The organism is Devosia submarina (assembly GCF_003056345.1).
Classification (GTDB): Bacteria; Pseudomonadota; Alphaproteobacteria; order Rhizobiales; family Devosiaceae; genus Devosia; species Devosia submarina.
In genome coordinates this window covers 132,238-154,941 of record NZ_PYWB01000006.1, presented here as the reverse complement: position 1 = coordinate 154,941, position 22,704 = coordinate 132,238, and the positions used below count along the sequence as shown (strand labels likewise).

Below are 22,704 nucleotides of genomic sequence, written 5' to 3'. Positions count from 1 at the left end.
ATATACTTTAGCCTTCAGTGGCCTGGATGCGGGCTACCAGGTCCTGCAGCGCTGGATCGGTGACATATTTGTCGTAGACAGGCTTCATCGCATCGATGAAGGGCTGCTTGTCGACCGTGTTGATAACGGCGCCCAGCGCTTCAACCGCAGCTTTGGACTCTACTTCCTTGGCAGCCCAAAGCTCACGCTGCTTAGCAACGGACTCCTTGGCCGCTTCGCGGAACAGCGCCTGGTCTTCAGGTGTCAGCCCATCCCACACGATTTTGGAGATGACCAGCACCTCAGGCACCATAAGATGCTCATCGAGCGAGTAGTACTTTGCCACTTCAGCATGACCAGCCGTGTCATAGCTGGGGTAGTTGTTCTCGGCGCCGTCGATGACGCCGGTCTGGATGCCGGAATAAACTTCGCCATAGGGCATGGGTGTTGCGTTACCGCCAAAGGCTGCCACCATATCAACGAAGATATCGGACTGCATGACGCGCATCTTCATGCCGGCCATGTCAGCTGGTGTGTTGATTGGCTTTTCGCTGTTGTAGAATGAGCGCGCGCCACCATCGTAGAACGCGAGGGCAACGACGTCGACCTTCTCGAAGGCTGCAAGGATTTCCTCACCGATCGGGCCATCCAGAACATTGTGGAAGTGATCCGCCGAGCGGAAGATATAAGGCAGCTGTGTTACGGTCGCTTCGGGCACCTGCGTGCCGAAAGCCCCGATGGAAATGCGGTTCATGTCGATGACACCGAACTGTGTCTGCTCGATCGTGTCCTTTTCCTCACCCAGTTGAGCCGAGTGGAACACTTCAACCGAATAGCGGCCATCAGTTTTTTCACTCAGTAATTCGCCGAAATGCTTGACCGCTTCCACCGTGGGATAGCCGTCTGGGTGAGTATCAGAAGAGCGCAACACGGTTTGCGCATTGGCGCTCGTAAGCATAACGGCTGTGGCGACGAGTGCCGTCGCTGCCAGCTTGGGCAGATTAAACATGGTGTCCTCCCTTGGTGTCTGCACCCGCAGTCCTCCACGACAACGGATGCCCCGTGCGCTGATATGAACTCAGCCGGCCGCGCTCGCGGGACAGTAAAGGAAACCTAAAAACACGAACTGCCTAAGTCAACATACAAACTTTACAAGTCGTATGATGAATTTTTGCCGGCATTACTTGCCGTGAGGTGGGGCGTTTTGGAGAAGAGTTGATGACCTATTGCGTGCTACTAAACTGCCAGCGCAGCCGTCGATGGCATCCTGCCCGCAGCCCCTTTAACCATTGCCTTCATTAACTTTTTCCATCGAGAAGTGTCAGCAAATCGTCAGGATATATTGCGCTGAGAAGGTGAAACCATCTCCAGTGCCACTCATTTAGACCCCAAGCAAAAACGTGAGGAGAACACTCATGCTGATGATGGCGATCCTAGGATGCATCCTTGTGGCAAGTCTGGCAACCGCCGGACTGATTGCCAGTGCTCAGAATGCACAGGACCAAGCCGATGAGGCTTTTTCGATCACGCAGACGGAAGTGAACTGACTGACTTGGCGAGGGGCAGGCACAGTGTGACGCAGAGCCCCCCAATCTGTGCGCGCCGGAATTGCATCTGCCCCTGATTGATCTCGAGGATCTCGCCGGCAATTGCGAGTCCCAGTCCCGTTCCAGGCCGCGCCTCATCAAGTCGCCTTCCGCGAATGCCTAGTTCCTCCAACTGGTGCTCAGGAACCCCCGGGCCGTCGTCGCTGATCTCCAGCTGTGCCACCTCCCCCGCCCGCGTCGCTCGTACAATGACCCGCTTCGCGGCCCATTTGGCGGCATTCTCGAGCGTTATGCCCACCAGCTCCATCAGATCCTGCCGGTCCACGTCAACCCAGCAATCGTCCATGAGCTCGGCAACCCAGTGCAACTGCTCGCCACGCCCAGTTTTCTTGAGCACGGTGATTGTGCGAAGCGTGGCACTGTTGAGAGAGGATCGCGCCGGTTGGGCTGCAGTCCGCAACCTCAGCGTAGCCAGTCGGAGTTGGTAGTCTATCTTTTCCGACATCTCGGACGCGATCTCCTGCACGATCGCGGCGTCATTTGCGTTGCCCTGTTCGCGCAGCTCCTCGGCAATGCCATACAAGGCTGCCAGCGGTGTCTTGAGCCCATGCGCTAGGTCTGACGCGCGGCTGCGGGCTCTTTCCATGGTCGCATCACGCGCTCTCAGCAGTTGGTTGACCTCGTCCACAAGTGGATCGAGCTCGGTCGGAAAGCGCCCCTCCAGCTGCTTATGGGTACCGCGACGCACGTTCTCGATGGCTTCACGTACGGCTTTGATTGGCGCAAGGCCATATCGCAGCAGCATCCAGGCCGCACTCAGGATCAAAACGCCCAGCAGCGTCAGAAGCTTGATCGCATCGGCCGTAAAGCTCGCAATCAGCGCTCGAGTGGGATCATAATCCTCACCCACCGTTACCAGGAACGAGCGCGTCGCCTGTGGGCTTTCGATATCCAGCTTTCTTGACAGCATGATGATCTGCCGCCCGTCTGGTATAATCTGGTGGCTGATCTCGCCATCTGCGCCCAAGGCATCGAGCTCCAAATCCCATAGGGAGCGTGACCGGGCGATATCGCCTGTGTCCAAGGCTCGGACCTGCCAATACCTGCCTCCAAGCGGCGTAGCATAGCGCGGGTCTGGCAGAGGCTCGCTCAGGGTAGGCTTGGCGTTTTCCGGCACGATGCTGGCGGCAACACGGGTAAGCGCTGCGTTCAGGTCCTCACGCGTGCTTCGCTCCACATTGATCGTAAAAAGATATTGCAGAACAAAAGCAGCGGCGACCAGCGATAGCACAACCCAGATGGTTGCTAGGCCCATCAATCGCAAGCCGAGGGAGCCGAGGATCAAAGTTCCTCACCCAGCGTATAGCCGAAGCCGCGCCTGGTCTTGATGACATCCTTGCCCAGCCGCTTGCGGACGCGGCCAACCAGTACCTCAACGGCGTTGGAATCCCGCTCATAATCCTGGCTATAGATGTGTTCGGTTATCTCCAGTTGGGACACCACGCGTCCGCGATTGTGCACCAGATAGGCGATAAGCTTGAACTCTTGAGGCGTGAGATCAACCGGCAGGCCATCCGCTGTTACCTGGAGCGTGCGCATGTCGAGCTGGTATTTGCCGAAGACGATCCGCGATGAAGCGTGTCCACCAGCCCTGCGAACAAGAGCGCGAATACGGGCAACAATCTCCAGGACATGAAAGGGCTTGACCACATAATCATCGGCGCCCGCCTCAATTCCATCCACCCGCTCTTCCCACTGCCCGCGTGCAGTGAGGATCAGCACCGGAACGGTGCGCCCGGCACTGCGCCAGCGCTTAAGCACGGTAAGCCCGTCCATTTGTGGCAGGCCCAAATCGAGCACCACGGCATCAAAGCTTTCGCTGTCCCCACGATACCAAGCTGACTCCCCATCCCTTTCACGTTCAACTGAAAAGCCTGCCTTGTTCAGTGACGAAACAAGCGTTGCGGCAATTCTGTCATCATCTTCCGCGATCAGGACGCGCATCACTTGACCTCAACCGGGCGCCCAGTGCGCGCATAGTAATATTTCGTGGCAACCCTGCCATCTGCAGACAGAACCTTCACGGCATAGAGCAGGAAATTCCCAGCTGTCACCAATTGGGCATCGATCATTTCTCCCGCCGCACGCCCCTTTAGATCATTGACGATCGTGGTCAGCGGAACGGCTTGGCCGGCCTGAACCGCACCCAATGCGGTCTCTTCCTGTCCGCCACCGGTGCTGGCAGGCCCTGCAACCGAGGGGTTTACCCCGGGAGCACTTCCCCGGCCGCCGTCATCAGATCGGGGTCCACCACGTCCGACATCACCGTTATTGCCGTTACCGTTTACGGCTCCATTGCTACCGCTATTCCCGGAATCGCCGGGGCCGTTCCCATTCCCGTTTGCACCGGAGTTCCCACTCCCGGCATTACCGCCAGAGTTCCCGTTGCTGTTTCCACCGGCGTTTCCGCTTCCACCTCCGTTGCCGTTTCCATTTCCTCCGCCATTGCCGTTCCCACCGGAATTGCCGTTCCCACCGGAATTGCTGTTCCCGCCGGAATTGCTGTTCCCGCCGGAATTGCCGCTTCCTCCCTCATTTCCATTCCCTCCCCCATTTTCGGACGAGTTCCCATTGCCCTGCGCCAGGGCGGGATGGCTGAAGCTCAGCAGGGCAGCCATGGTGGCGGCAAGCAATACGCGCGAGATCATCCGGCTCTTGTAGTCCCGTCTAGCTGACAGTTCGCTGACAAACCCACTCATGCATCGGTCACCCCTCGCGTGCTAGTCTCGTGTTGTTGGCGTTCAAACTCCCATGCGGATAGCCGTCAGCGCAAGTTGTCCAGCCAGCCGGCATCAACAGCAAACCGCCCCCCGCGTTTCTGATGCCGGCTGGCTGGCGCGTTCCCCTATAGCTGCTAAACTTGCCGGCAGATTCCTCAAGGCCGAGACATCATGCAGCCCTCCCGTGACATATCCCGTCTGATCGAGATCATGGCCGCATTACGGAACCCCGACGGAGGTTGTCCCTGGGACCTCGAACAGGACTTTTCCAGCATCCGCCACTACACGATCGAGGAGGCCTATGAGGTCTCCGATGCCATCGAGCGGCAGGACTGGGCCGATCTGCGCGAGGAACTAGGAGACTTGCTGTTCCAGCCGATCTTTCACGCCCAGATGGCGAGCGAGGCCGGATATTTCGACATCGGGGACGTAATCTATAGCGTGACCGAAAAGCTAATCCGCCGCCACCCCCACGTATTTGGCGAAGAAGCTGCCAACTCTGCCGAGGCCGCTAAAGGCCAATGGGAAGCCATCAAGCTCGACGAGCGCGCTGCCAAAGCCCAGCGCAAGGGAAACACTGAACCGTCCCTGCTTGATGATGTTCCCCAGGTGCTTCCCGCCCTCGCACGCGCTGAAAAGCTGACCAAGCGCGCGGCCAAGATCGGCTTTGACTGGTCCGACTTCGATGCCGTGCTCGCCAAGGTCGAAGAGGAACTGGGGGAAGTCAAGGAGGCGCAGGCGTCAGGCAACAAGGACGCCGTGCACGAGGAAATCGGCGACCTGCTGTTTGCCGTGGCAAATCTGGCGCGGAAAGCCGGTGTAGACGCTGAAGCGGCCTTACGCGACGCCAACCACAAATTCACCCGCCGCTTCCACCATGTGGAGGCGCGCTGCCGCGAGGATAGTGTCGCGCCATCCGAGGCAGGCTTGGACAGGCTCGACGCCTACTGGAACGAGATCAGGGCCGCCGACAAGCTCTAGGCGTCCGGGTTCTCGATCCGTCCATTGAACCGCTCCACAAATGCAGCCCTGTGGCGGGGCTCGACCCGCACAACGAAGCCCGAACCCTGCTCGTTTGGCTCATCGCGCGATATGATTTCGGCGTGGGAGTGGAGCCACCCGATATCGGCGCCGGCCGTGTGGGGCACGTGCACATGATAGGTGCGGCTCTTTTCCCCGAGTGCCGTTTCGATCGCGAGCTTGAGCTCGTCGAGCCCGCGCCCACTTACTGCCGACACTGGAACAACGCTGGCCACCTTACCTGCCGGAGCAATATTGGAAAGCAGATCATCCAAATCGAGATCGCCCTGCCCCAGCAGATCTATCTTGTTCCAGACTTCAATGATTGGAGTTGTTTCAGGTGAAACGCCCAAATCACCCAGAACCTTGAGTACATCCTGCGCTTGCGCCAGATGGTCCGGATTGGCGATGTCACGAGCGTGCAGGATCACATCGGCCTCTAGCACCTCTTCGAGGGTCGCGCGGAACGCTGCCACCAGATCGGTAGGGAGATCAGCGACGAAGCCCACCGTGTCGCTCAACATCACCTCACGGCCATGCGGCAGTTCAAGCTTGCGGATCGTGGTGTCCAGCGTCGCAAACAGGAGATCCTTGGCAAACACATCCGAGCCGGTGAGCGCATTGAACAGCGTGGACTTGCCGGCATTGGTATAACCAACAAGCGCCACCACAGGCATTTCGCTGCGTTGCGAACGCTGTTGCGCGCGCGTCTTCTTGACCTTGTCGAGCCGGTCTTCCAGCAGAACGATCCGGTCTGAAATCTGCCTACGGTCACTTTCGATCTGCGTTTCGCCCGGACCACCCATGAAGCCATAGCCACCGCTGCCGCGCTGGCGCTCGAGGTGCGTCCAGGATCGCACAAGGCGCCCCTTCTGGTAGTTGAGGAGGGCCAGTTCTACCTGCAACACGCCCTCGCGCGTTGCAGCGCGCTCGCCGAAGATTTCTAGGATCAGCCCGGTGCGATCCAAAACCTTGGCGCCCGTTTCTTTTTCCAGATTGCGTTGCTGGATCGCGGTTAGAGCAGCATCCACCAGCAGAAGATCGATTTCTTCCGCCTCTACCCGCTCTGCCAGCGTCTGCACCGTACCGCCACCGACAAAGGTGGCAGGCTTGATCTCACGGACCTTCACGACCTCGGAGAAGACGATCTCGAGCCCAATCGCATCAGCCAACCCGTCGAACTCGGACTTGCGCGCATCAATCCCGTGCTGCGAGGAAAGACCGCGCACGTCCGGCACCACAACGCCCGCGCGCGTTGGCTTCGCGCGGCGGTCTACAAATGCCTGAGGGCCGCCTTTCAGGGCGGCCTCTTCGTCATCAAAATCCGTCATTGAACTGTTCAGTCGCTGTCCTGGTTTTGCTCGGGATCAAACAATTGGATCGGCGCGCCCGGCATGATGGTAGAAATGGCGTGCTTGTAAACAAGTTGCGACTGAGCATCCCGGCGCAACAAAAGACAGAAATTGTCGAACCAGGTGATGACACCTTGCAACTTCACCCCGTTCACAAGAAAGATCGTGACGGGCACCTTTTGTTTGCGAACGTGATTAAGGAAGGAATCCTGCAGGTTCTGCTGCTTTTCGCTGGGCATTTAGGCCTCTTTTTCTGCGGCTTTGATGGTCGCCGTTCTCGCTTCGATGCCTGCTCGTTAGGCAAGACTGCCGCACAGTCCACGAGCACCTGTTTTCATCGTGCGTTAAACACTATGGCACAGTTCATTTTTCGTGCCTACCCGCGCCGGATGCATGGCAAACCACAAATAAATGACAACCTCTCACAAGCCGAGCGACTTGATCTTGCGATGCAAGGCGCTCCGCTCCATTCCCACAAACTCGGCAGTCTTGGAAATGTTGCCGCCAAAGCGTTCGATCTGTGCAAGCAGATATTGCCGCTCGAAGACCTCGCGGGCATCACGCAGTGGTAGGCTCATCAAATGCGCCGAAGCATCGGTGTCACCGACCGTTGGCAGAACTTCGCCGATGTCGGATGGCAGCATAGCTGCGGAAATCACATTTCCTTCCGGCTGCTGATCTTTCATCAGGATCAGGAGGCGCTCGATGGAATTCCTGAGCTGCCGCGCATTGCCGGGCCATTCCTGCGCCTGCAGCACGGCCATGGCATCATCGCCAATCGTCATGCGCTGCAGATTGTGCATACGGCAGATCTGCTCGATGAAGACATTGACCAGCGGTGGCACGTCCTCGCGTCGCTCTTTGAGAGGCGTAAGTGGTAGCGGCACAATGGAGAGCCTGTGGAACAAATCGGAGCGGAACTCACCCGCCTCGATCTGTGCTGCGACATTCTGTGAACTGGCCGCAATAATGCGCACGTCGATCGGTACGGCCTGCGTACCACCTACTCGGTTGAAGCGGTTTTCCACCAACGTGCGCAACAAGGCCGACTGCGTCTGCGGCGGCAATGTCGTCACCTCCGAGAGATAAAGCGTTCCGCCGTGAGCGCGTTCCAGCGCACCAACCTCGACCTTCGGAATGCCCGTCTTTTCACGGCTTTCGCGCCCGAATAATACAATGGGCACTTCTTCGGGCGCATAGAGCGAGGCGTTTATTTCCACGAATGGCGCATCAGCACGCGGGCTACGTTGGTGAATCAGACGGGCCACCAAGCCCTTGCCCGCCCCAGACGGCCCAGAAATAAAGATACGCGAGTTAGTAGGTGCCGATTTCTCGATCGTCGCTTTTACCTGCTGAAGCGCCGGTGAGTTACCGGCCATCTCTACGCTTTTGGACGACGAGCGCTCCTTGAGCTCTGCCACCTCATTGCGCAAGCGCGTTGCTTCCATGGCGCGTTGCGTAATGTGCAGCAGCCGGTCGATTTTGAAGGGCTTTTCGATATAGTCGTACGCGCCGCGACGGATGGCAGACACGGCCGTTTCCACATTGCCGTGCCCCGAAATCATCACCACCGGCATGTCCGGATGCTGGCTCTGGAACACATCCAGCAGTTGCAACCCATCTAACCGCGAACCCTGCATCCAGATATCGAGGAACACCAGACTTGGCCGTCGGCGCGCGATTTCATTGAGGCCACTGTCCGCGTCATGCGCCTGACGGGCCTCATAGCCCTCATCCTCCAGAATGCCAGCGATCAGTTCGCGAATATCGTCTTCGTCATCGATGATGAGGATGTCGAGTGCCATTATTTATGTACTGCCGCTGGGTACAGCGGCTCCTCTTTTGATTCCGTTGGAGCAGCCAGCATGGCTTGCCCTTCTGCCGCCTGCGGCGTCACGCTCGCGTCCAGCGGCAGGGTAAAGGTCACACAGGCGCCAACGCGCCCGGTGGGATCAGGCTCGGCATCCACCAGCTCCACGATGCCGCCGTGCTGTTCGATGATCTTGGCAACGATGGCGAGGCCAAGTCCGGTCCCTTTTTCTCGCGTAGTCATATAGGGCTCAAGCAGCCGCTGCCGGTTTTCCCTAGGCCAGCCCTTGCCATTGTCGGACACGGCCACCCGGGCGTAATTGCCCTCAACCTGTGCCTGCACCTGGATTGTGGGCGTCCAGTCACCCGATTTATCAACACTCTCAAAAGCTTCTACCGCGTTCTTGATAAGGTTTGTCAAAGACTGAGAGATGAGGCGCGTATCGAACCACGCAAAGATCGGCTGCTGCGGGATATCGGTGTGGATCACCACTTCGGGTAGCCGAACGCTTTCCAGGAACACCGCCTGGCGGATCGTATCGGACAGATCGGCCTTCTCTGGCGCAGCCTCGGGCATCCGGGCGAAGGCTGAAAACTCGTCGACCATGCGGCCGATATCCCCGACCTGACGCACGATCGTATTGATGCACTTGTCGAAGACGTCCCGATCGTCCTCGAGCTTCGAGCCATAACGCCGCCGCAGTCGCTCCGCAGAAAGCTGGATAGGTGTCAGCGGGTTCTTGATCTCATGGGCAATACGCCGCGCCACGTCCGCCCAGGCACTAGTACGCTGGGCGGATTCAAGGTCCGTGATGTCGTCAAAGGTCAGCACATAGCCCTTCGATTCGGTGATAGATCCTTCACGTGTTAGCTGCACCTGGTAGATACGGCGGTCGGTCTCGTTGCCAAGATGAATCTGATCACGCACCTGCCCGCGCCGAGCCGACCGCGCCCGCTCGAGGATTGGTGCCAGTTGCGGCATCACATCCTCAATGCGCTCACCCATCAGGGCAATTTCATCGCGTCCCAACATCTCGCAGGCACGAGCATTGACCAGCGTCACCGCCCCAAACGGATCAAGTCCGATAATGCCCGCCGACACCCCCTCAACCACCGCTTCGGTGAACTGCCGGCGCTTCTCGTTCATTTCGTTGGCAGTCAAGAGAGCTTCACGCTGTGATTTAAGCTGTTGCGTCATCCGGTTGAAGCCGTGGGACAAATCGCGCAAATCGCCCCTGCCCTCCTGAACCGGCACCTGAATATCCAGATCGCCGCCTCTCACTCGGTTCGATGCAATCATCAGGTTCCGGATCGGGTCCACGAAACGGTTGGCAAGCGCAATGCCGGTCCAAAGAGCCGCCAGCAGCAGAACAACGGCAAGGCCCACATACATGATGGTGAACGTGATCTGAAACACCAGCCGGTTGGACGCATATTGCCGGTACTCGGTAATGTTCTCGTCCGTCAGTCGCATATATTCCAGCACCTCGGCTTCCATCGGCCGGGCGACAAAGAGATAAGTATCGTCATAGCCGCGCAGCTTGATAACCGAACCGACAAGGTTGATCCGGCCGGGCGCGATCGCTGCCGGGATACCCTCCACCAGGCCCTCAGTGATGCCATCCGGAAGTTTCGGATAGGCACCTTGCACCGCAATCTGCGCACGCATCAGCGTTTCGCCCCTGGCATTCACCAACGACGTAAACGGCAGCGAGCGCGTCACGGCCAGCGCCGTCAAAATGCGCTGAAAGCGGTCTTTATCAGACTCATAGGTGCCACGCGCCTGCTCAAGTTCCGTGGCGACCCAGATCACGTCGTCGCGCAACACCTGTGCGTGCTCCAGCATGTAGGAGCGCGCAACCAGACGAGAGCTTTCCACCATGGAGCGCGTCCGCTCCGAAAACCATTGGTCCAGGCCCTGGTTGAGCGCGATGGTGGCGACCACTGCCACCAAAGCAGCTGGAATCGCAGCCACCAGGGCAAACATGGTCACCATGCGGATCTGCAAGGCGGCGCCTGGCTGTCGCTGAATGCGCGCCTGTATCAGCAACACCGCTTCCGTCACCACAAGGGCAATCATCAGCAACACAAGAATGCCCGTCACGATCCAGATCACGGTCCACATGGTGGTGGACGGCTCGATATTGGTCGTGCCGGAGAGAATCAGGAACGACAGTGACGACATCAGCACCGATGCCGTGACCACAACGAGCCCGAGCACGCGCAACGCCCTGTTGCTGCGCTTCGTCGGGAAAGACGGTCGGATAACCGGGATTATATCGGCCGCTCTTGCGACCTGCGGTTCATTGCCGATGCTGGCTGCTTCGCTCATTAAATGCCCGACGGCACTCCAACTTCATGACGGGAGGCAAAGCCTGACCCAATTCGCCGGACCATTCAAGATAAATGTTGCTAAAATGTGACACCAAAAGTCAGCGTGCTGTACGGAGCGTTGCTACGTTCGACTTATCAGGGTGGAGGGGAACGCAAGCAAGCTACGGTTCGCAGCAATGTGCGTTCCTCGGCCAGACATCCAGCACACTCCGAGCTAGTGCGTCTGGATTGTCGCCGGGAATATCGCAATATGCGTTATTGAACGCGGCTACGATGTACCCCGATGCGCTAACTAATAAACCCGTAGCGACAAAGCGCGAAAAGCTACAAACCCGAGCTTACCGAAAAACGGCTTCCGCTACCCTCTCGACATTACCGGGATATTTGGCAAGCACCGGCGCCCTAGCGCAGATTGTATTGATACGCGTCCAGGAACTCCTTGCTGGGCACAGCTTTGCGCGCAGCTTGTTGCGGCGCAAACAATAGCGCCGTCTCAGCCGTCAGCACCCATGGCTCATCAGTGTCTACGTTTCGCTGGCCAGTGCCACCATAGCGAACCTCCTGACTCGACCAGGCTGTGATCCACTTATAGCCTGTGGGAGGAGCGTAAAGCGGGTCGGGAATGCTCCGCACCTTCACATCGCTTCCCAGATTGACCAACAACAGCCGGTCTTCGTGCTGCTTTTCACCGAAATAGCGCAGCAGGAACGCGTTCTCACTGATTGTTGAGCCATCGACGGTGCGCTGCTGCTGGCTACGCTGGAAGGCAGCCGTGGTCCGCCGCAACTGCAACAGGTTTAGATGCAATTCTACGATGTGCTGGTGCAGCTTGGTCTCGGTCCAATTAAGCTTTGAGCTATTAAAAGTAGATCGCTCGTGGGGAGGTTGCACGTGCCCAAGCGCTTGCTTCTCATCCAGGCTGGGGAACTGACTGACAAAGGCCTTTCGTCCCGCTTCGACCGCGGCGGCTACCTCACCTTGCTGATCCAGGAAGTAGTAGAAGTTAGTGGTGGCGCCAAATTCCTGCCCCTGGAAGAGCATGGGTGATTGGGGCCCCAAGAGCAGGAGAGCGGTAACAGCGCGCAAGAGCGCTGGGCTGGTCAGTTGTGAGATGCGGCGGCTGCCCGGCGTGTTTGCGATCTGGTCATGGTTTTGGATAAAGTGAATGAAGTTGTCGGGCAGCAGATCCAAACCAAAATGGCCACGGTTGGCGTCTTGCCAGTCATAACGCTGTCCCTGAAACAAAAAGCCATATTTCGCAGCTGACACGAACTCCTGGGCACGGCCGAGATGATCGTGAAAATAGGCTTCGCTCCGGCCAGTCAAAGCAACGCGTGCAGAGTGGTGGAAATCATCGTTCCAAAGAGCGTCCAGCCCATAGCCCTTGCCCTTTGCGGACGAGCGCACCTGATAGCTCTGCTGCGGCTCGTTTTCGCTGACAAGAACAATGGAGCGGGAGCCAGCAGCGGCACGAGCCGCCTTGCTCAAGGCTGATATGATGTGCTCTGGACCATCATCCTGAAGTGCCTGCGTTGCGTCGATGCGGAGTCCGTCAAAGTGGAATTCGTCGATCCAGTAGGCCGCATTACTGCAAAAGAACTCCCGGACCGGAGCACTGTTAGGTCCATCAAAGTTCATGCTTTTGCCCCACTCGTTGGCGGGGCGGCCGCTGAAATAATCTGCGGCATAGAGCGGGCAGATCTCACCGGGGCCGAAATGGTTGTAGACCACGTCATGGATGACACCTAAGCCCAATGCATGGGCGCGGTCGATGAACCGCCGGAGATCGTCGGGCGTGCCGTAATTGGGCGTAGGCGCAAAAAGCAGCACCCCGTCATAGCCCCAGCCAAATGAGCCGACGCAGGTGTTGAGCGGCATCAGCTCGATGATGGTTACGCCCACATCCCTCAGCCAGGCGAGCTTTTCGGTGGCTGCGGCTAAGGTTCCCTCTTGGGTGAAGGTGCCGATGTGAAGTTCATAATAAACCGCTTGTCGCCGCGGGCCAGCCCAGTTCGCGTCCGACCACTCGAATGTGGTGGGGTCAACAGCCATGGAGGGGCCGGCGACGCCCTGCGGCTGAAAACGCGAGCATGGGTCCGGCAAAAGCTCGCTACGGCCGCTCAGCCGGAAACGATAGAGCGCCCCTGCCCCAAGCCCCGGAGCGAACAAGCTCCAATAGCCGCTCTCCTCGGGCTCGAACGCGTGCTCCTGGCCATTGTCCAGCACAAGGCTAACGCTTTGGTGGTCGGGCGCCCAGACGCGAAAGGAAACGCCGTCCGCAATGGGTTCGGCACCGATGGGATAGCGTCGATCTTTGCGCATGTTTGGCTCGGCATGGAGAATAGGGCAACAAGTGTTGCCGATGCTATTTGTTCCCTCGGCACAGGACCGCGAATGCTTCATAGGGTTGAAGCTCGGTCTGCGGGCCAATGTGGTCGACAGGATCGTAGTTGTAGCTGATGCACTCGCCTTGAAGCTGTAGCTCATCGGGCAGTTCGAGCATGCCCGGCTTGTTGCTGAAATTGGCCACGACCAGCAGCATCTGGTCATTCAGGGTTCTGGTGTAGACAAAAAACTGCGGATCCTGATCAAGGAAGCTCTGGTAGCGCCCGTAGACGATCACCGGGTGCTGATTGCGCAGCCCGATCAGGTGCCGGTAGTGCGCGAGGATGGACTGGCTGTCGGAGAGACTCGCTTCCACATTGATGTGTCGGTAGTTGGGATTGACCTCGATCCAAGGGCTGCCGGTAGTGAAGCCGCCATGCTCGGCCTGCGTCCACTGCATGGGGGTGCGGGCATTGTCGCGGCCATTGACGTTGGCGCCAGCGATGAACTCATTTGCCGAGAGCCCCGCTTCAAGATGGAGACGGTGCATGTTGAGCGTTTCAACGTCCTTGAACTGCTCGATGGAGGTAAAGCTGACATTGGTCATGCCGATCTCCTCGCCCTGATAAACATAGGGCGTGCCCTTGAGGAGGTGGAGAACGGTTGCGAGCATCTTGGCCGACTGCTTATGATAGCCTGAGACGTCGCCATACTTCGAGACCGCCCGCGGCAAATCGTGATTGCCCCAGAACAGGGAATTCCAGCCATCTTCGGCCAAGGCCAGCTGCCACTTGCCCAAAACCTCTTTAAGCGCCACCAGATCGAAATCCATGGGCTGCCATTTGCCATGAATCGGGTGCCAGGCCTGAGTCACATGCTCGAACTGGAAGATCATCGAGAGTTCGTTGCGGTTGCGGCCGGAATAGAGCAGCGCTGAGTTCGGCGTCGCGCTCCAAGTCTCCCCTACCGTCAGGATATCGCGCCCGCCATAGGTCCTAGCGTGCATCTCCTGCAGATAGGTGTGCAGGTGCGGACCTTCGGCCGTTATGCCGCGGTCCGGTTCCTTGCCGATCAGATCGATTACGTCCATGCGAAAGCCGGCGATTCCCCGATCTAGCCACCAGTTCATCATCCGATAGATGCTCTCGCGCAGTTCGGGATTTTGCCAGTTCAGATCAGGCTGCCGCCGGGTAAACTGGTGAAAGTAGTACTGGCCCGTCGGCTCGTGGAAGCTCCAGGCCGCTCCGCCGAATACGGATGGGATATCGTTCGGCACGCCGCCGCCTGGTGCCGGGTCACGCCAGGTATAGAAGTCGCGGTACTTGCTGTCGCGGCTGCCGCAGGCGTCGATAAACCAGGGATGCTCGTCAGAGGAGTGGTTGACCACAAGATCAAGGATAATGCCGATGCCGCGCGTGTTAGCTTCCGCAACCAAATAATCGAAATCCTCTAGTGTGCCGTATTCTGCAGCGACCTCCTGATAATCGGAGATGTCATAGCCATTGTCGTCCATGGGAGATTTGTAGATGGGCGAGAGCCAGATGGCATTTATGCCCAGATCGGCTAGGTAATCGAGCCGATTGATGATGCCAGGAATGTCGCCGATCCCATCGCCATTACTGTCGGAAAAACTGCGAGGATAAATCTGGTAGATGGTGGCAGTATGCCACCAGGGAGACTTTGCTGCATTCATTGGGTCCACTCCGCACCAGTGCGAGGTGGAAACGCCGTCAGGCGCCAAGCGATGCACAACGTCGTTGCAATCTCCCGATCATTTGCGCTGGCTGACACCTGCAGCGGCAGCTGGTGGGACCTTACTTTTTAAGCTCTGCTGAGCGCACCCAAACACGCAATCAGACGTTTGTTTGTTCCTAGGAGAACGCCAGATGTCCAGATTGCACGAGCCATCCAAACCCGAGGCCAGCCCGACGAGGACTCCCCACAGGGCGCTGAGCCCCACCCTGGCGCGAAACATCGAAGCAATTATTGAACGGCGCCGCGCAAAAGCCGCATCTGCTTCGGCCGAAGAGAAGGCTGCTGCCTCTATCAGCAAGTTTGCTGGCAGCATGATGTTTGTCTACATCCATCTGGCGCTGTTCGGCGGCTGGATCTTGGTCAACATAGGCTTAGTGCCAATTGTGCCTGCTTGGGATCCCTCGCTGGTTGTCCTGGCGATGATCGCCTCTGTGGAAGCGATTTTCCTTTCAACCTTTGTGTTGATCAATCAAAACCGTATGGCAGCCGAGGACGATGCTCGATCTGATCTAGACCTGCAGATCAATCTGCTCAATGAGCACGAAACAACCCGCCTCATTGCCTTGGTTGATGCGATCGCACAGCGTCTGGGCGTCGAAACGTCGGACGCGGGTGAAGTTGAGGAAATGAAAAAGGACGTGGCACCGGAAGCCGTGCTGGACCGCTTGGAAGCCGAAGAAGATTAGATCCGAACGATTAAGCTGGGGCGCTTTCCGGCTTGTCCTCTTTCTGGTAACTCTATGTTGGCCTTGATGACCAGTTTGGAGGCATAGCCGACTAAAGCCAAGCGGTGTCCCACCGCGTGTATGGGTGATTTTAGGTGGTTAGCTGGCTTTGCCTCCTGAAATCGGAGCGTTCCTTTCAAGGCGGACCAGTGTCCCGGCAACAGCAAGGGCCAGTACGCAAAATGCGCTGGCGCATAGAAAAACACTGCCACTACTAACCGCGTAAGCATGGCCTGCAGCGAAGATGAACAGGCTAGCGATGAGCGCCGATGACGCCGCATAGGAGCCGGTCGCGCTTGATAGAGTATGCGGTCGGATATGGCGGCGAAGATAGGCGGCGACGCCAATCTGCGTCATCCCCAGCGTAGCTCCTTGGAGAAGTTGCATAAACAGCGTGGCTAGAAGTTCTGTTGAATAGGCAAATGTGCCCCAGCGCAGAACGCCGGCGATGCAGCCTATGGCGATGATTGTGCCGGGTGAGAGCCGCGCGGTTATCCAGCCTCCGCAAGCAAAGGCAATGATCTCCGCCGCCACCCCAATTGCCCAGAATAGACCGATGTCGAAGGTGGTGTAGCCCGCGTCCAACCAACGAAATGTGCTGTAGGCGTAAAACACACCGTGGCAAGCCTGCGATATAGCTGCACTTCCAACAAGCAGCAGGAAGCTGCGACTTCGCAATGCTATGGTGATCGCTGCCGCCGAACTGGGGCCACCTTCGCCGTCCCGTACCCTGCGCGGGAGAGCCAGGGCAAACCCTGCTTGGATTGCCAGAACCAACGTGAGCAGTATGACTATGACAGCCGGTCCACTCCAGTCGACCAGGTAACCACAGAGCAGCGTTGTCACCACGACCGAGACTGAACCCCAGGCTCGAACCCGGCCAAACTCCAACCGGTAAGCGGCCAAATTGGCGATAAGTATAGACTCGCTGAGAGGAATAAGTGGTGCACTGATGAAACGGCAGACGAGATAGACGAGAGCCACCGCAAGAGGCGTGGGGGCTGCGAATAGAGTGGCAGAAGCAACGCTCGCCAGAATGATCAGACCGATCAGAATGAACTTGCTGCCCCCTGTTCGATCAGCCATCCCGCCAACCAAAGGATTAACGAGGACCGCCAACAGGGAACCAATGGCAAGAAAAATGATGAGCTTTAGAAGACCCTACTCACCAGCAGCACACAACCTCGCGCCGCAGGTTTCCGTTGAGGTGCAGGCGCTTAGTTCACCAATCAACCGCTGGCACGCGAGATGCATAGAAGTTCGCGCAACAGGAAACAGTGCATGTCAAAAGCTGCAGAGATCGATATTGCTTCGGTTTCCAAGATCTACGGTAAAACCATTGCCGTTGACTCCATCAGCATAAAAATTCCAGCTGGGAGCTACTGCTGCCTGCTTGGACCTTCGGGCTGCGGAAAGACTCCCACCCTTCGCATGATCGCTGGGCACGAAAGCGTCTCCAACGGCGATATTGTCCTGGGTAAGGAGGTGGTGACAAACCTGCCGCCGGCAAAGCGCGGCACGGCGATGATGTTCCAGTCCTATGCGCTTTTTCCTCACCTTGACCTGATCGACAATGTTGCCTTCAGCCTCAAGATGGCCGGTGTCGATAAAGAGACGCGGCGCGCCAAGGCCCTCGACATGCTCAAGCTGATGCAGTTGGACGGCTATGCGAACCGCCGTCCCGCACAGCTTTCCGGTGGCCAGCAGCAACGCGTGGCTTTGGCGCGGGCCCTGATCACCGACCCCGAAGCACTGCTGCTTGATGAGCCGCTATCGGCGCTCGATCCCTTTCTCAAGATCCGCATGCGGGCCGAACTCAAGAAGCTCCATAAGCAGCTCGGCATCACCTTCGTACACGTGACCCATAGCCAGGAAGAGGCAATGGCGCTCGCCGATATGGTCGTGGTGATGAGCGACGGGCGGATCGAACAGGCTGCGAGCCCTCGCGAAGTCTTTGAACGCCCAGCTACGGCCTTCGTCGCCCGCTTCATGGGCGACCATAATGTGATTTCCGGAAAAGTGGTCGGTTCTGCCGAGAACATTGTGACCTTCGACGTCGTCGGGGGCGGAACCTTCACTGCATCTGGAGAGCCCAGGCCCGTGGGCGCTGATGTAGACGCTGCCATCCGGACCGACCACGTGCGGATCGGCGAAAGTCCGAACAAGGGCTTCGGGTTCACGGGCATCGTCACCAATCTCGAATATCGCGGCCCCAGCGTGAAGCTCACCATCGAAGGCGCCGGCATCTCTGAATTCACCGCCATCGTCACCGACAAGGCCTTCTACGCGACACCGGTCGCGGTGGGCGATGCGGTGCCACTCCATTGGGACGCAGAGGACGCCATCATCCTGGGCGCACCCTAACCGTAGTCAAACGCCAGCAACAGGGACAAACGATCATGACAGGGACGACCAGGACTTCCGGCATCTCACGCCGCAATGTGCTCAAGGGCGGTGTTGCCGCCGCTGCGGGCGCAGCCATCGGCTCGGGCGCTATCACCGGCTTCCCCACCATCTGGGCGCAAAACCCCATCACGCTGCGCCAGTTCGGGACGGGTGTGTCCAACCTCAACGCCATTGCCGAAAAGTGCAAGGAAGACCTTGGCATCACCTTGGAGATGACGGCGACCGACTCCGACGCCGCCGCCCAGCGCGCCGTGACCCAGCCCGACAGCTACGACATTGCCGACGTCGAGTACTGGATTCTCAAGAAGGTGTTCCCGGCCGGCGTGATCCAGCCCATGGATATCTCGCGGCTCAAATATTACGACCAGATCGTGCCCCTGTTCAAAACCGGCAAGCTGCTACCCGACAGCGTCATTGCCCAGGGCACAGCTCCCCACACCGTCGGCTTTGTGGAGGGCCCGAACAGCCGGGAGTTCGCAACCGGTGAAACGGGCTGGTTCACCATGGTCCCGACCATCTACAACGCCGATACATTGGGCATCCGCCCCGACCTCGTCGGCCGGGAAATCACCTCCTGGGCCGATATCATGGCGCCCGAGTTCAAGGGCAAGACGGCCATTATCAACGTGCCATCCATCGGCATCATGGATGCGGCAATGATCCTGGAAGCCATGGGCGCGGTGACCTATGGCGACAAGGGCAACATGACCCAAGAGGAAATCGACAAAACCATCGATTTCCTGATTAAGGCCAAGCAGGATGGCCAGTTCCGCGCCTTCTGGAAGAGCTTCGACGAGAGCGTGAACCTGATGAGTTCGGGTGAAGTCGTGATCCAGTCCATGTGGTCGCCCGCCGTCGCGGCCGTCCGCTCCAAGGGTATCGAGTGCAAATACCAGCCGCTCAAGGAAGGCTATCGCTCCTGGGGCGGCGGCATGGGTCTTGCCGCACACCTTTCAGGCGCCCAGCTTGATGCCGCCTATGAATACATCAACTGGTACACATCCGGCTGGGTTGGAGGTTACCTCAACCGGCAGGGCTACTACTCGGCCAACATGGAAACGGCCAAGCAGCACATGTCGGAAGACGAATGGGGCTTCTGGATCGAGGGCAAGCCCGCTCAGAGCGACATCCTGGCGCCCGACGGCACCGTCATGGAAAAGGCAGGCGCCGTACGCGATGGCGGCTCGTTCGAAGAACGCATGGGCAAGGTCGCCTGCTGGAACTCCGTCATGGACGAAGACCGCTACATGGTCCGCCGCTGGAACGAGTTCATCGCGGCCTAACGGGTAGGCAGGCGTGGCCAATTCCAGCCACGAGCACTGAACGTCACCTCCCCCTCGACGGGAGAGGTTGGGAGGGGGGCGCCACGATCTACACTGTGGTCAACCGCCCCCACCCTTGATCCCTCCCCACAAGGGGGAGGGTGTCGACTGCGAATGGGGGAGAAGCATCCAATGAACAACCTGATCACGCGCGCCACGCCGTATCTCCAGGCAACGCCGCTGCTTGCTCTCCTTGGCTTTTTCCTGGCCGTCCCCATCCTGCTGCTGCTGATCGTCAGCTTCTGGGACTATGACTTCGCGGGCATGTACCCCGCCTTTGTCACCTTCAACTATGCCGAAACCCTGGGGTCCTGGGTCACCTGGAAAACCTATGGCAATACGCTGAAATTTGCCGCCATCGTCTGGGCCATCACGGCTTTCCTGGGCTTTTGGGTAGCCTACTTTCTCGCCTTCCATGTGCGTACCGCAACCATGCAGATGGTGCTGTTTCTGGTGTGCACCGTCCCATTCCTCACGTCCAACATCATCCGCATGATTTCCTGGATCCCGGTGCTGGGCCGCAACGGCCTTGTCAATTCCGGCCTCGTGGGAGCGGGCATCATCGACCAGCCCCTTGAATGGCTGCTTTATTCCGACTTCGCGGTGATCCTGGCCATGGTGCACCTTTATACGCTGTTCATGGTGACCCCGATCTTCAACAACATGATGCGCATCGACAAATCGCTCGTGGAAGCTGCCCGCGATGCCGGCGCCAAGGACTGGCAGATCATCTGGAACGTCATCCTGCCCCTGGCCAAGCCAGGCATCGCCATCGGCACCATCTTCGTCGTCACCCTGGTCATGGCTGATTTTTCGACCGTCCAGGTGATGAGCGGTGGGCAGTCGGCTTCGGTGGCGCTGATGATGCGTAACCAGATGTCCCTGCTGCAATATCCCGCGGCCGCAGCCAATGCCGTCGTGCTGCTGGTGCTGGTTCTCCTGATGGTCGCAGGCATCCTTCGCATCGTTGACATTCGAAAGGAACTTTAGCGTGGAGCGCGACAAGAGAAGCCCAGGATATTACTGGCTCGCAGCGTTCTTCGCGTTGTTCGTGCTGTTCCTTTATGGGCCGCTTTCAGCCGTTTTCATTCTCAGCTTCCAAGGGCCACAGGGGGGGCTGACCTTTCCGCTCAATGGCGTTTCGCTGCGCTGGTTTCAGAACCTGTTCGAACGCCAGGCGGTCGGCGATTTTGGGGCAAGCTTTGGTCGCTCGCTCCTGCTGGGCCTCATGGTCATGGGCACCACCGTGTTGGTGTCCCTGCTGGCGGGGCTGGCGTTTCGTCGCCGTTTCCTAGGCGCATCGCCGCTCTTTTATCTGACCGTGGCCAGCCTTGTTGTTCCGTCCATCATCGTATCGCTGGGCATCGGCGTCCTGTTTCAACAGTTGGGCTGGCGAGCGTCCTGGTTCAGCTCGGGATTTGGCGCCCACCTCACCTGGACCCTGCCCTTTGGCGTGCTGATCATGTTTGCCGTGTTTAATCGTTTTTCGCCTAGCTACGAAGAGGCGGCGCGAGACCTTGGCGCCAGTTCCTGGCAGACCTTCTACCATGTCGTGCTCCCCATGATTGCACCGAGCCTGATCGGGGTGGGGTTGTTCGGCTTCTCGTTGAGCTATGACGAATTCGCCCGCACCCTGATGACCTCCGGCAGCTCCAATACCTTGCCGCTCGAAATCTATGGCATGACCACCAATGTCACGACGCCCGTGCTCTATGCACTGGGCACGGTGACAACGCTGTTCTCGTTCATCGTCATCCTGGCCACCCTGGGCATTATCCTGCTGATCGGCCGCAGGCGGGCTCGCGCATGATCCGCATCGCTGTCATCAACCCCAACACTACCGCCAGCATGACAGCAACCATTGCGGGTGCAGCGCAGATGGTGGCCGCAGCTGGGACCGAGATCGTGCCGATCACCTCCAGCATGGGGCCGGCGTCCATTGAAGGCTATTATGATGAAGCCTTTGCCCTGCCCGGCTTGCTCAAGGAAATCGGCCAGGCAGAACGAAACGGTGCCGCTGCCGCGTTGATCGCCTGTTTCGACGACACAGGGCTCGACGCTGCGCGAGCCATGGTTCGCATGCCGGTGATCGGAATTTGCGAAGCGGCCATGGCAACCGCGGCTTTCATCGCAAAGCGCTTCACCGTGGTCACCACCATGGAACGTTCACGTGTGCCAATCGAGGAGCTTGCTCAGCGCTACGGCATGGCTGGGCGCGCACGCATCCGCGCAGCAAACATTCCGGTGCTCTCACTGGAGGATCCGAATTCTGGCGCCCGTGAGCGACTGCGCAACGAAATTGCGCGTGCAATCGCCGAAGACAATGCCGAGGCGATCGTTCTTGGCTGCGCTGGAATGGCCGATCTCACGCATACATTGAGTGCCGAATTCGACCTGCCGGTGATCGACGGCGTGGGTGCGGCCGTGAAACAGGCGGAAGCGCTGGTGGCACTGCGTCTGAGCACCAGCAAGCGCGGTGCCTATGCCACACCAACAGCCAAGCCCTATGCGGGCACACTTGCGGAGTTCGCTCCCGCATGAGCCGGAGCATCCGCAGCCTTGAACTACGCGAGGTCGAGGAACTGCTTTGCTGGGCTGCTGCCGAGGGTTGGAACCCTGGGCTCCATGACGCGCGAGCCTTTTATGCTGCAGATCCGAACGGCTTTTTCGGCGCCTTTGTCGATGGGGCGATGGTCGCAGCGATCGCCGCAATCGCCTATGACGACGCATTTGGCTTTATCGGTCTTTACATTTGCCACGCGGACTGGCGGGGGCATGGGCATGGCAAAGCCGTCTGGGACGCGGGAATGGCCTATCTCGGGGATCGCACCATTGGACTTGATGCGGTGCCAATGCAGCGGGACAACTATGCTAGTATGGGCTTCAAAGCGGCTTACGACACCATCCATATGATTGGAATGGTCGGGGCTGTGCCTGCTCCTATCGAACGCAGATCTCCCACGCAGCCCAAGGACATTGCCGGACTGGACCGCCAGTGCTTCCCTGCTGATCGCCACGCCTTCCTGCACCATTGGCTTGCTCCGCCGCACGAGACGTTCGTTTATCGCGCTGATGATTGGATCGCCGCCTATGGAGTTCTGCGACCCTGCACGGACGGCGCCAAGCTCGGCCCACTTTTTGCAAGCAATGTCGACGGCGCCATCGCGCTCCTTACCGCTCGATCAGGACTGATCCATATTGATGTGCCCTGCTCCCAGACAGAATTTCTCTTGACCCTGTCTGCGCTCGGCTTCTCTCCCGGTTTTCAAACCACCCGCATGTATCGTGGCCCTGCACCAGCCGTCCGGCTTCCCTTTGTCTTCGGGGTGACCAGCCTTGAGCTGGGATAA

The 22,704-nt window shown here is 58.6% G+C and carries 21 protein-coding genes; 10 read left to right on the top strand and 11 right to left on the bottom strand.

Translation table 11 applies throughout. The features are described 5' to 3' along the window. Positions 1-7 precede the first annotated feature (7 nt). A complete protein-coding gene (locus DDE77_RS10305) occupies positions 8-988 on the bottom strand; it encodes a TRAP transporter substrate-binding protein (protein WP_108397385.1) in 981 nt (326 codons plus the stop codon). Between the two features lie 406 nt (positions 989-1,394). Between DDE77_RS10305 and DDE77_RS20070 the strand changes: the two genes are divergently transcribed. Then, positions 1,395-1,526 carry a hypothetical protein gene (locus tag DDE77_RS20070; protein ID WP_281261299.1) on the top strand — a complete coding sequence of 44 codons (132 nt, stop codon included), beginning with the start codon at positions 1,395-1,397 and terminating at the stop codon, positions 1,524-1,526. On the opposite strand, the gene DDE77_RS10300 is transcribed toward DDE77_RS20070, so the two are convergent. Genes DDE77_RS10300 through DDE77_RS10290 form a run of 3 tightly spaced genes read right to left on the bottom strand, consistent with a single transcriptional unit; the run spans position 1,504 to position 3,736 of the window. After that, positions 1,504-2,841: an ATP-binding protein gene (locus tag DDE77_RS10300; protein WP_108397384.1), complete on the bottom strand. Its 1,338-nt coding sequence runs from the start codon at positions 2,839-2,841 to the stop codon at positions 1,504-1,506. The two genes, DDE77_RS20070 and DDE77_RS10300, sit on opposite strands and share 23 nt — an antisense overlap. Positions 2,842-2,867: 26 nt before the next feature. Then, entirely contained in the window at positions 2,868-3,530 is a 663-nt protein-coding gene (locus tag DDE77_RS10295) for a response regulator transcription factor (protein ID WP_108397383.1), read from the bottom strand. Continuing rightward, positions 3,530-3,736, bottom strand: coding sequence for a PepSY domain-containing protein (locus DDE77_RS10290; protein ID WP_108397382.1), 207 nt, complete (start codon positions 3,734-3,736; stop codon positions 3,530-3,532). The genes DDE77_RS10295 and DDE77_RS10290 overlap by 1 nt, the downstream gene beginning before the upstream one ends. Here DDE77_RS10290 and DDE77_RS19440 point away from each other — a divergent pair. Together DDE77_RS19440 and mazG are read left to right on the top strand one after the other, a co-directional pair. Further along, entirely contained in the window at positions 3,713-4,261 is a 549-nt protein-coding gene (locus tag DDE77_RS19440) for a hypothetical protein (protein WP_157959764.1), read from the top strand. The genes DDE77_RS10290 and DDE77_RS19440 overlap by 24 nt on opposite strands. A 216-nt stretch (positions 4,262-4,477) precedes the next feature. Further along, positions 4,478-5,287 carry a nucleoside triphosphate pyrophosphohydrolase gene (gene mazG / locus DDE77_RS10280; RefSeq protein WP_108397380.1) on the top strand — a complete coding sequence of 270 codons (810 nt, stop codon included), beginning with the start codon at positions 4,478-4,480 and terminating at the stop codon, positions 5,285-5,287. Here mazG and hflX read toward each other — a convergent pair. The 6 genes from hflX to DDE77_RS10250 form a co-directional block, all read right to left on the bottom strand. Next, complete coding sequence (hflX, locus tag DDE77_RS10275; RefSeq protein WP_108397379.1) at positions 5,284-6,657, bottom strand: GTPase HflX; 1,374 nt, start codon at positions 6,655-6,657, stop codon at positions 5,284-5,286. The genes mazG and hflX overlap by 4 nt on opposite strands. Before the next feature lie 8 nt (positions 6,658-6,665). Beyond that, positions 6,666-6,917, bottom strand: coding sequence for an RNA chaperone Hfq (gene hfq / locus DDE77_RS10270; RefSeq protein WP_046138466.1), 252 nt, complete (start codon positions 6,915-6,917; stop codon positions 6,666-6,668). Positions 6,918-7,100: 183 nt separating this feature from the next. Continuing rightward, on the bottom strand, positions 7,101-8,483 hold the full coding sequence (ntrX, locus tag DDE77_RS10265; RefSeq protein WP_108397378.1) for a nitrogen assimilation response regulator NtrX: 1,383 nt from the start codon (positions 8,481-8,483) through the stop codon (positions 7,101-7,103). Further along, positions 8,483-10,819 (bottom strand): sensor histidine kinase NtrY-like, encoded by a 2,337-nt coding sequence (locus DDE77_RS10260; RefSeq protein WP_108397377.1) that lies wholly within the window; start codon positions 10,817-10,819, stop codon positions 8,483-8,485. The genes ntrX and DDE77_RS10260 overlap by 1 nt, the downstream gene beginning before the upstream one ends. Before the next feature lie 404 nt (positions 10,820-11,223). Next, entirely contained in the window at positions 11,224-13,143 is a 1,920-nt protein-coding gene (locus tag DDE77_RS10255) for an alpha-amylase family glycosyl hydrolase (RefSeq protein WP_108397376.1), read from the bottom strand. Positions 13,144-13,186: 43 nt separating this feature from the next. Further along, the gene (locus DDE77_RS10250) at positions 13,187-14,839 is read right to left on the bottom strand and encodes a glycoside hydrolase family 13 protein (RefSeq protein ID WP_108397375.1); all 1,653 of its coding nucleotides are present in this window, start codon (positions 14,837-14,839) and stop codon (positions 13,187-13,189) included. Between the two features lie 193 nt (positions 14,840-15,032). Here DDE77_RS10250 and DDE77_RS10245 point away from each other — a divergent pair, with 193 nt between their 5' ends. Beyond that, a complete protein-coding gene (locus DDE77_RS10245; protein WP_108397374.1) occupies positions 15,033-15,587 on the top strand; it encodes a DUF1003 domain-containing protein in 555 nt (184 codons plus the stop codon). Between the two features lie 138 nt (positions 15,588-15,725). On the opposite strand, the gene DDE77_RS10240 is transcribed toward DDE77_RS10245, so the two are convergent. Continuing rightward, positions 15,726-16,757: an MFS transporter gene (locus DDE77_RS10240; protein WP_281261301.1), complete on the bottom strand. Its 1,032-nt coding sequence runs from the start codon at positions 16,755-16,757 to the stop codon at positions 15,726-15,728. 150 nt (positions 16,758-16,907) lie between these two features. Between DDE77_RS10240 and DDE77_RS10235 the strand changes: the two genes are divergently transcribed. From DDE77_RS10235 to DDE77_RS10210, 6 genes are all read left to right on the top strand, one after another. After that, complete coding sequence (locus DDE77_RS10235) at positions 16,908-17,990, top strand: ABC transporter ATP-binding protein (RefSeq protein WP_108397372.1); 1,083 nt, start codon at positions 16,908-16,910, stop codon at positions 17,988-17,990. Positions 17,991-18,025: 35 nt separating this feature from the next. Next, positions 18,026-19,315 (top strand): ABC transporter substrate-binding protein, encoded by a 1,290-nt coding sequence (locus DDE77_RS10230; RefSeq protein WP_108397371.1) that lies wholly within the window; start codon positions 18,026-18,028, stop codon positions 19,313-19,315. A 171-nt stretch (positions 19,316-19,486) separates the two neighbouring features. Beyond that, complete coding sequence (locus DDE77_RS10225) at positions 19,487-20,344, top strand: ABC transporter permease (protein WP_245895159.1); 858 nt, start codon at positions 19,487-19,489, stop codon at positions 20,342-20,344. Position 20,345: 1 nt separating this feature from the next. Continuing rightward, positions 20,346-21,164, top strand: a complete 819-nt coding sequence (locus DDE77_RS10220) for an ABC transporter permease (RefSeq protein WP_108397369.1) — start codon at positions 20,346-20,348, stop codon at positions 21,162-21,164. Continuing rightward, on the top strand, positions 21,164-21,895 hold the full coding sequence (locus DDE77_RS10215) for an aspartate/glutamate racemase family protein (protein WP_210204378.1): 732 nt from the start codon (positions 21,164-21,166) through the stop codon (positions 21,893-21,895). The genes DDE77_RS10220 and DDE77_RS10215 overlap by 1 nt, the downstream gene beginning before the upstream one ends. Continuing rightward, on the top strand, positions 21,892-22,704 hold the full coding sequence (locus tag DDE77_RS10210) for a GNAT family N-acetyltransferase (protein ID WP_108397367.1): 813 nt from the start codon (positions 21,892-21,894) through the stop codon (positions 22,702-22,704). Before DDE77_RS10215 ends, DDE77_RS10210 begins: the two co-directional genes overlap by 4 nt.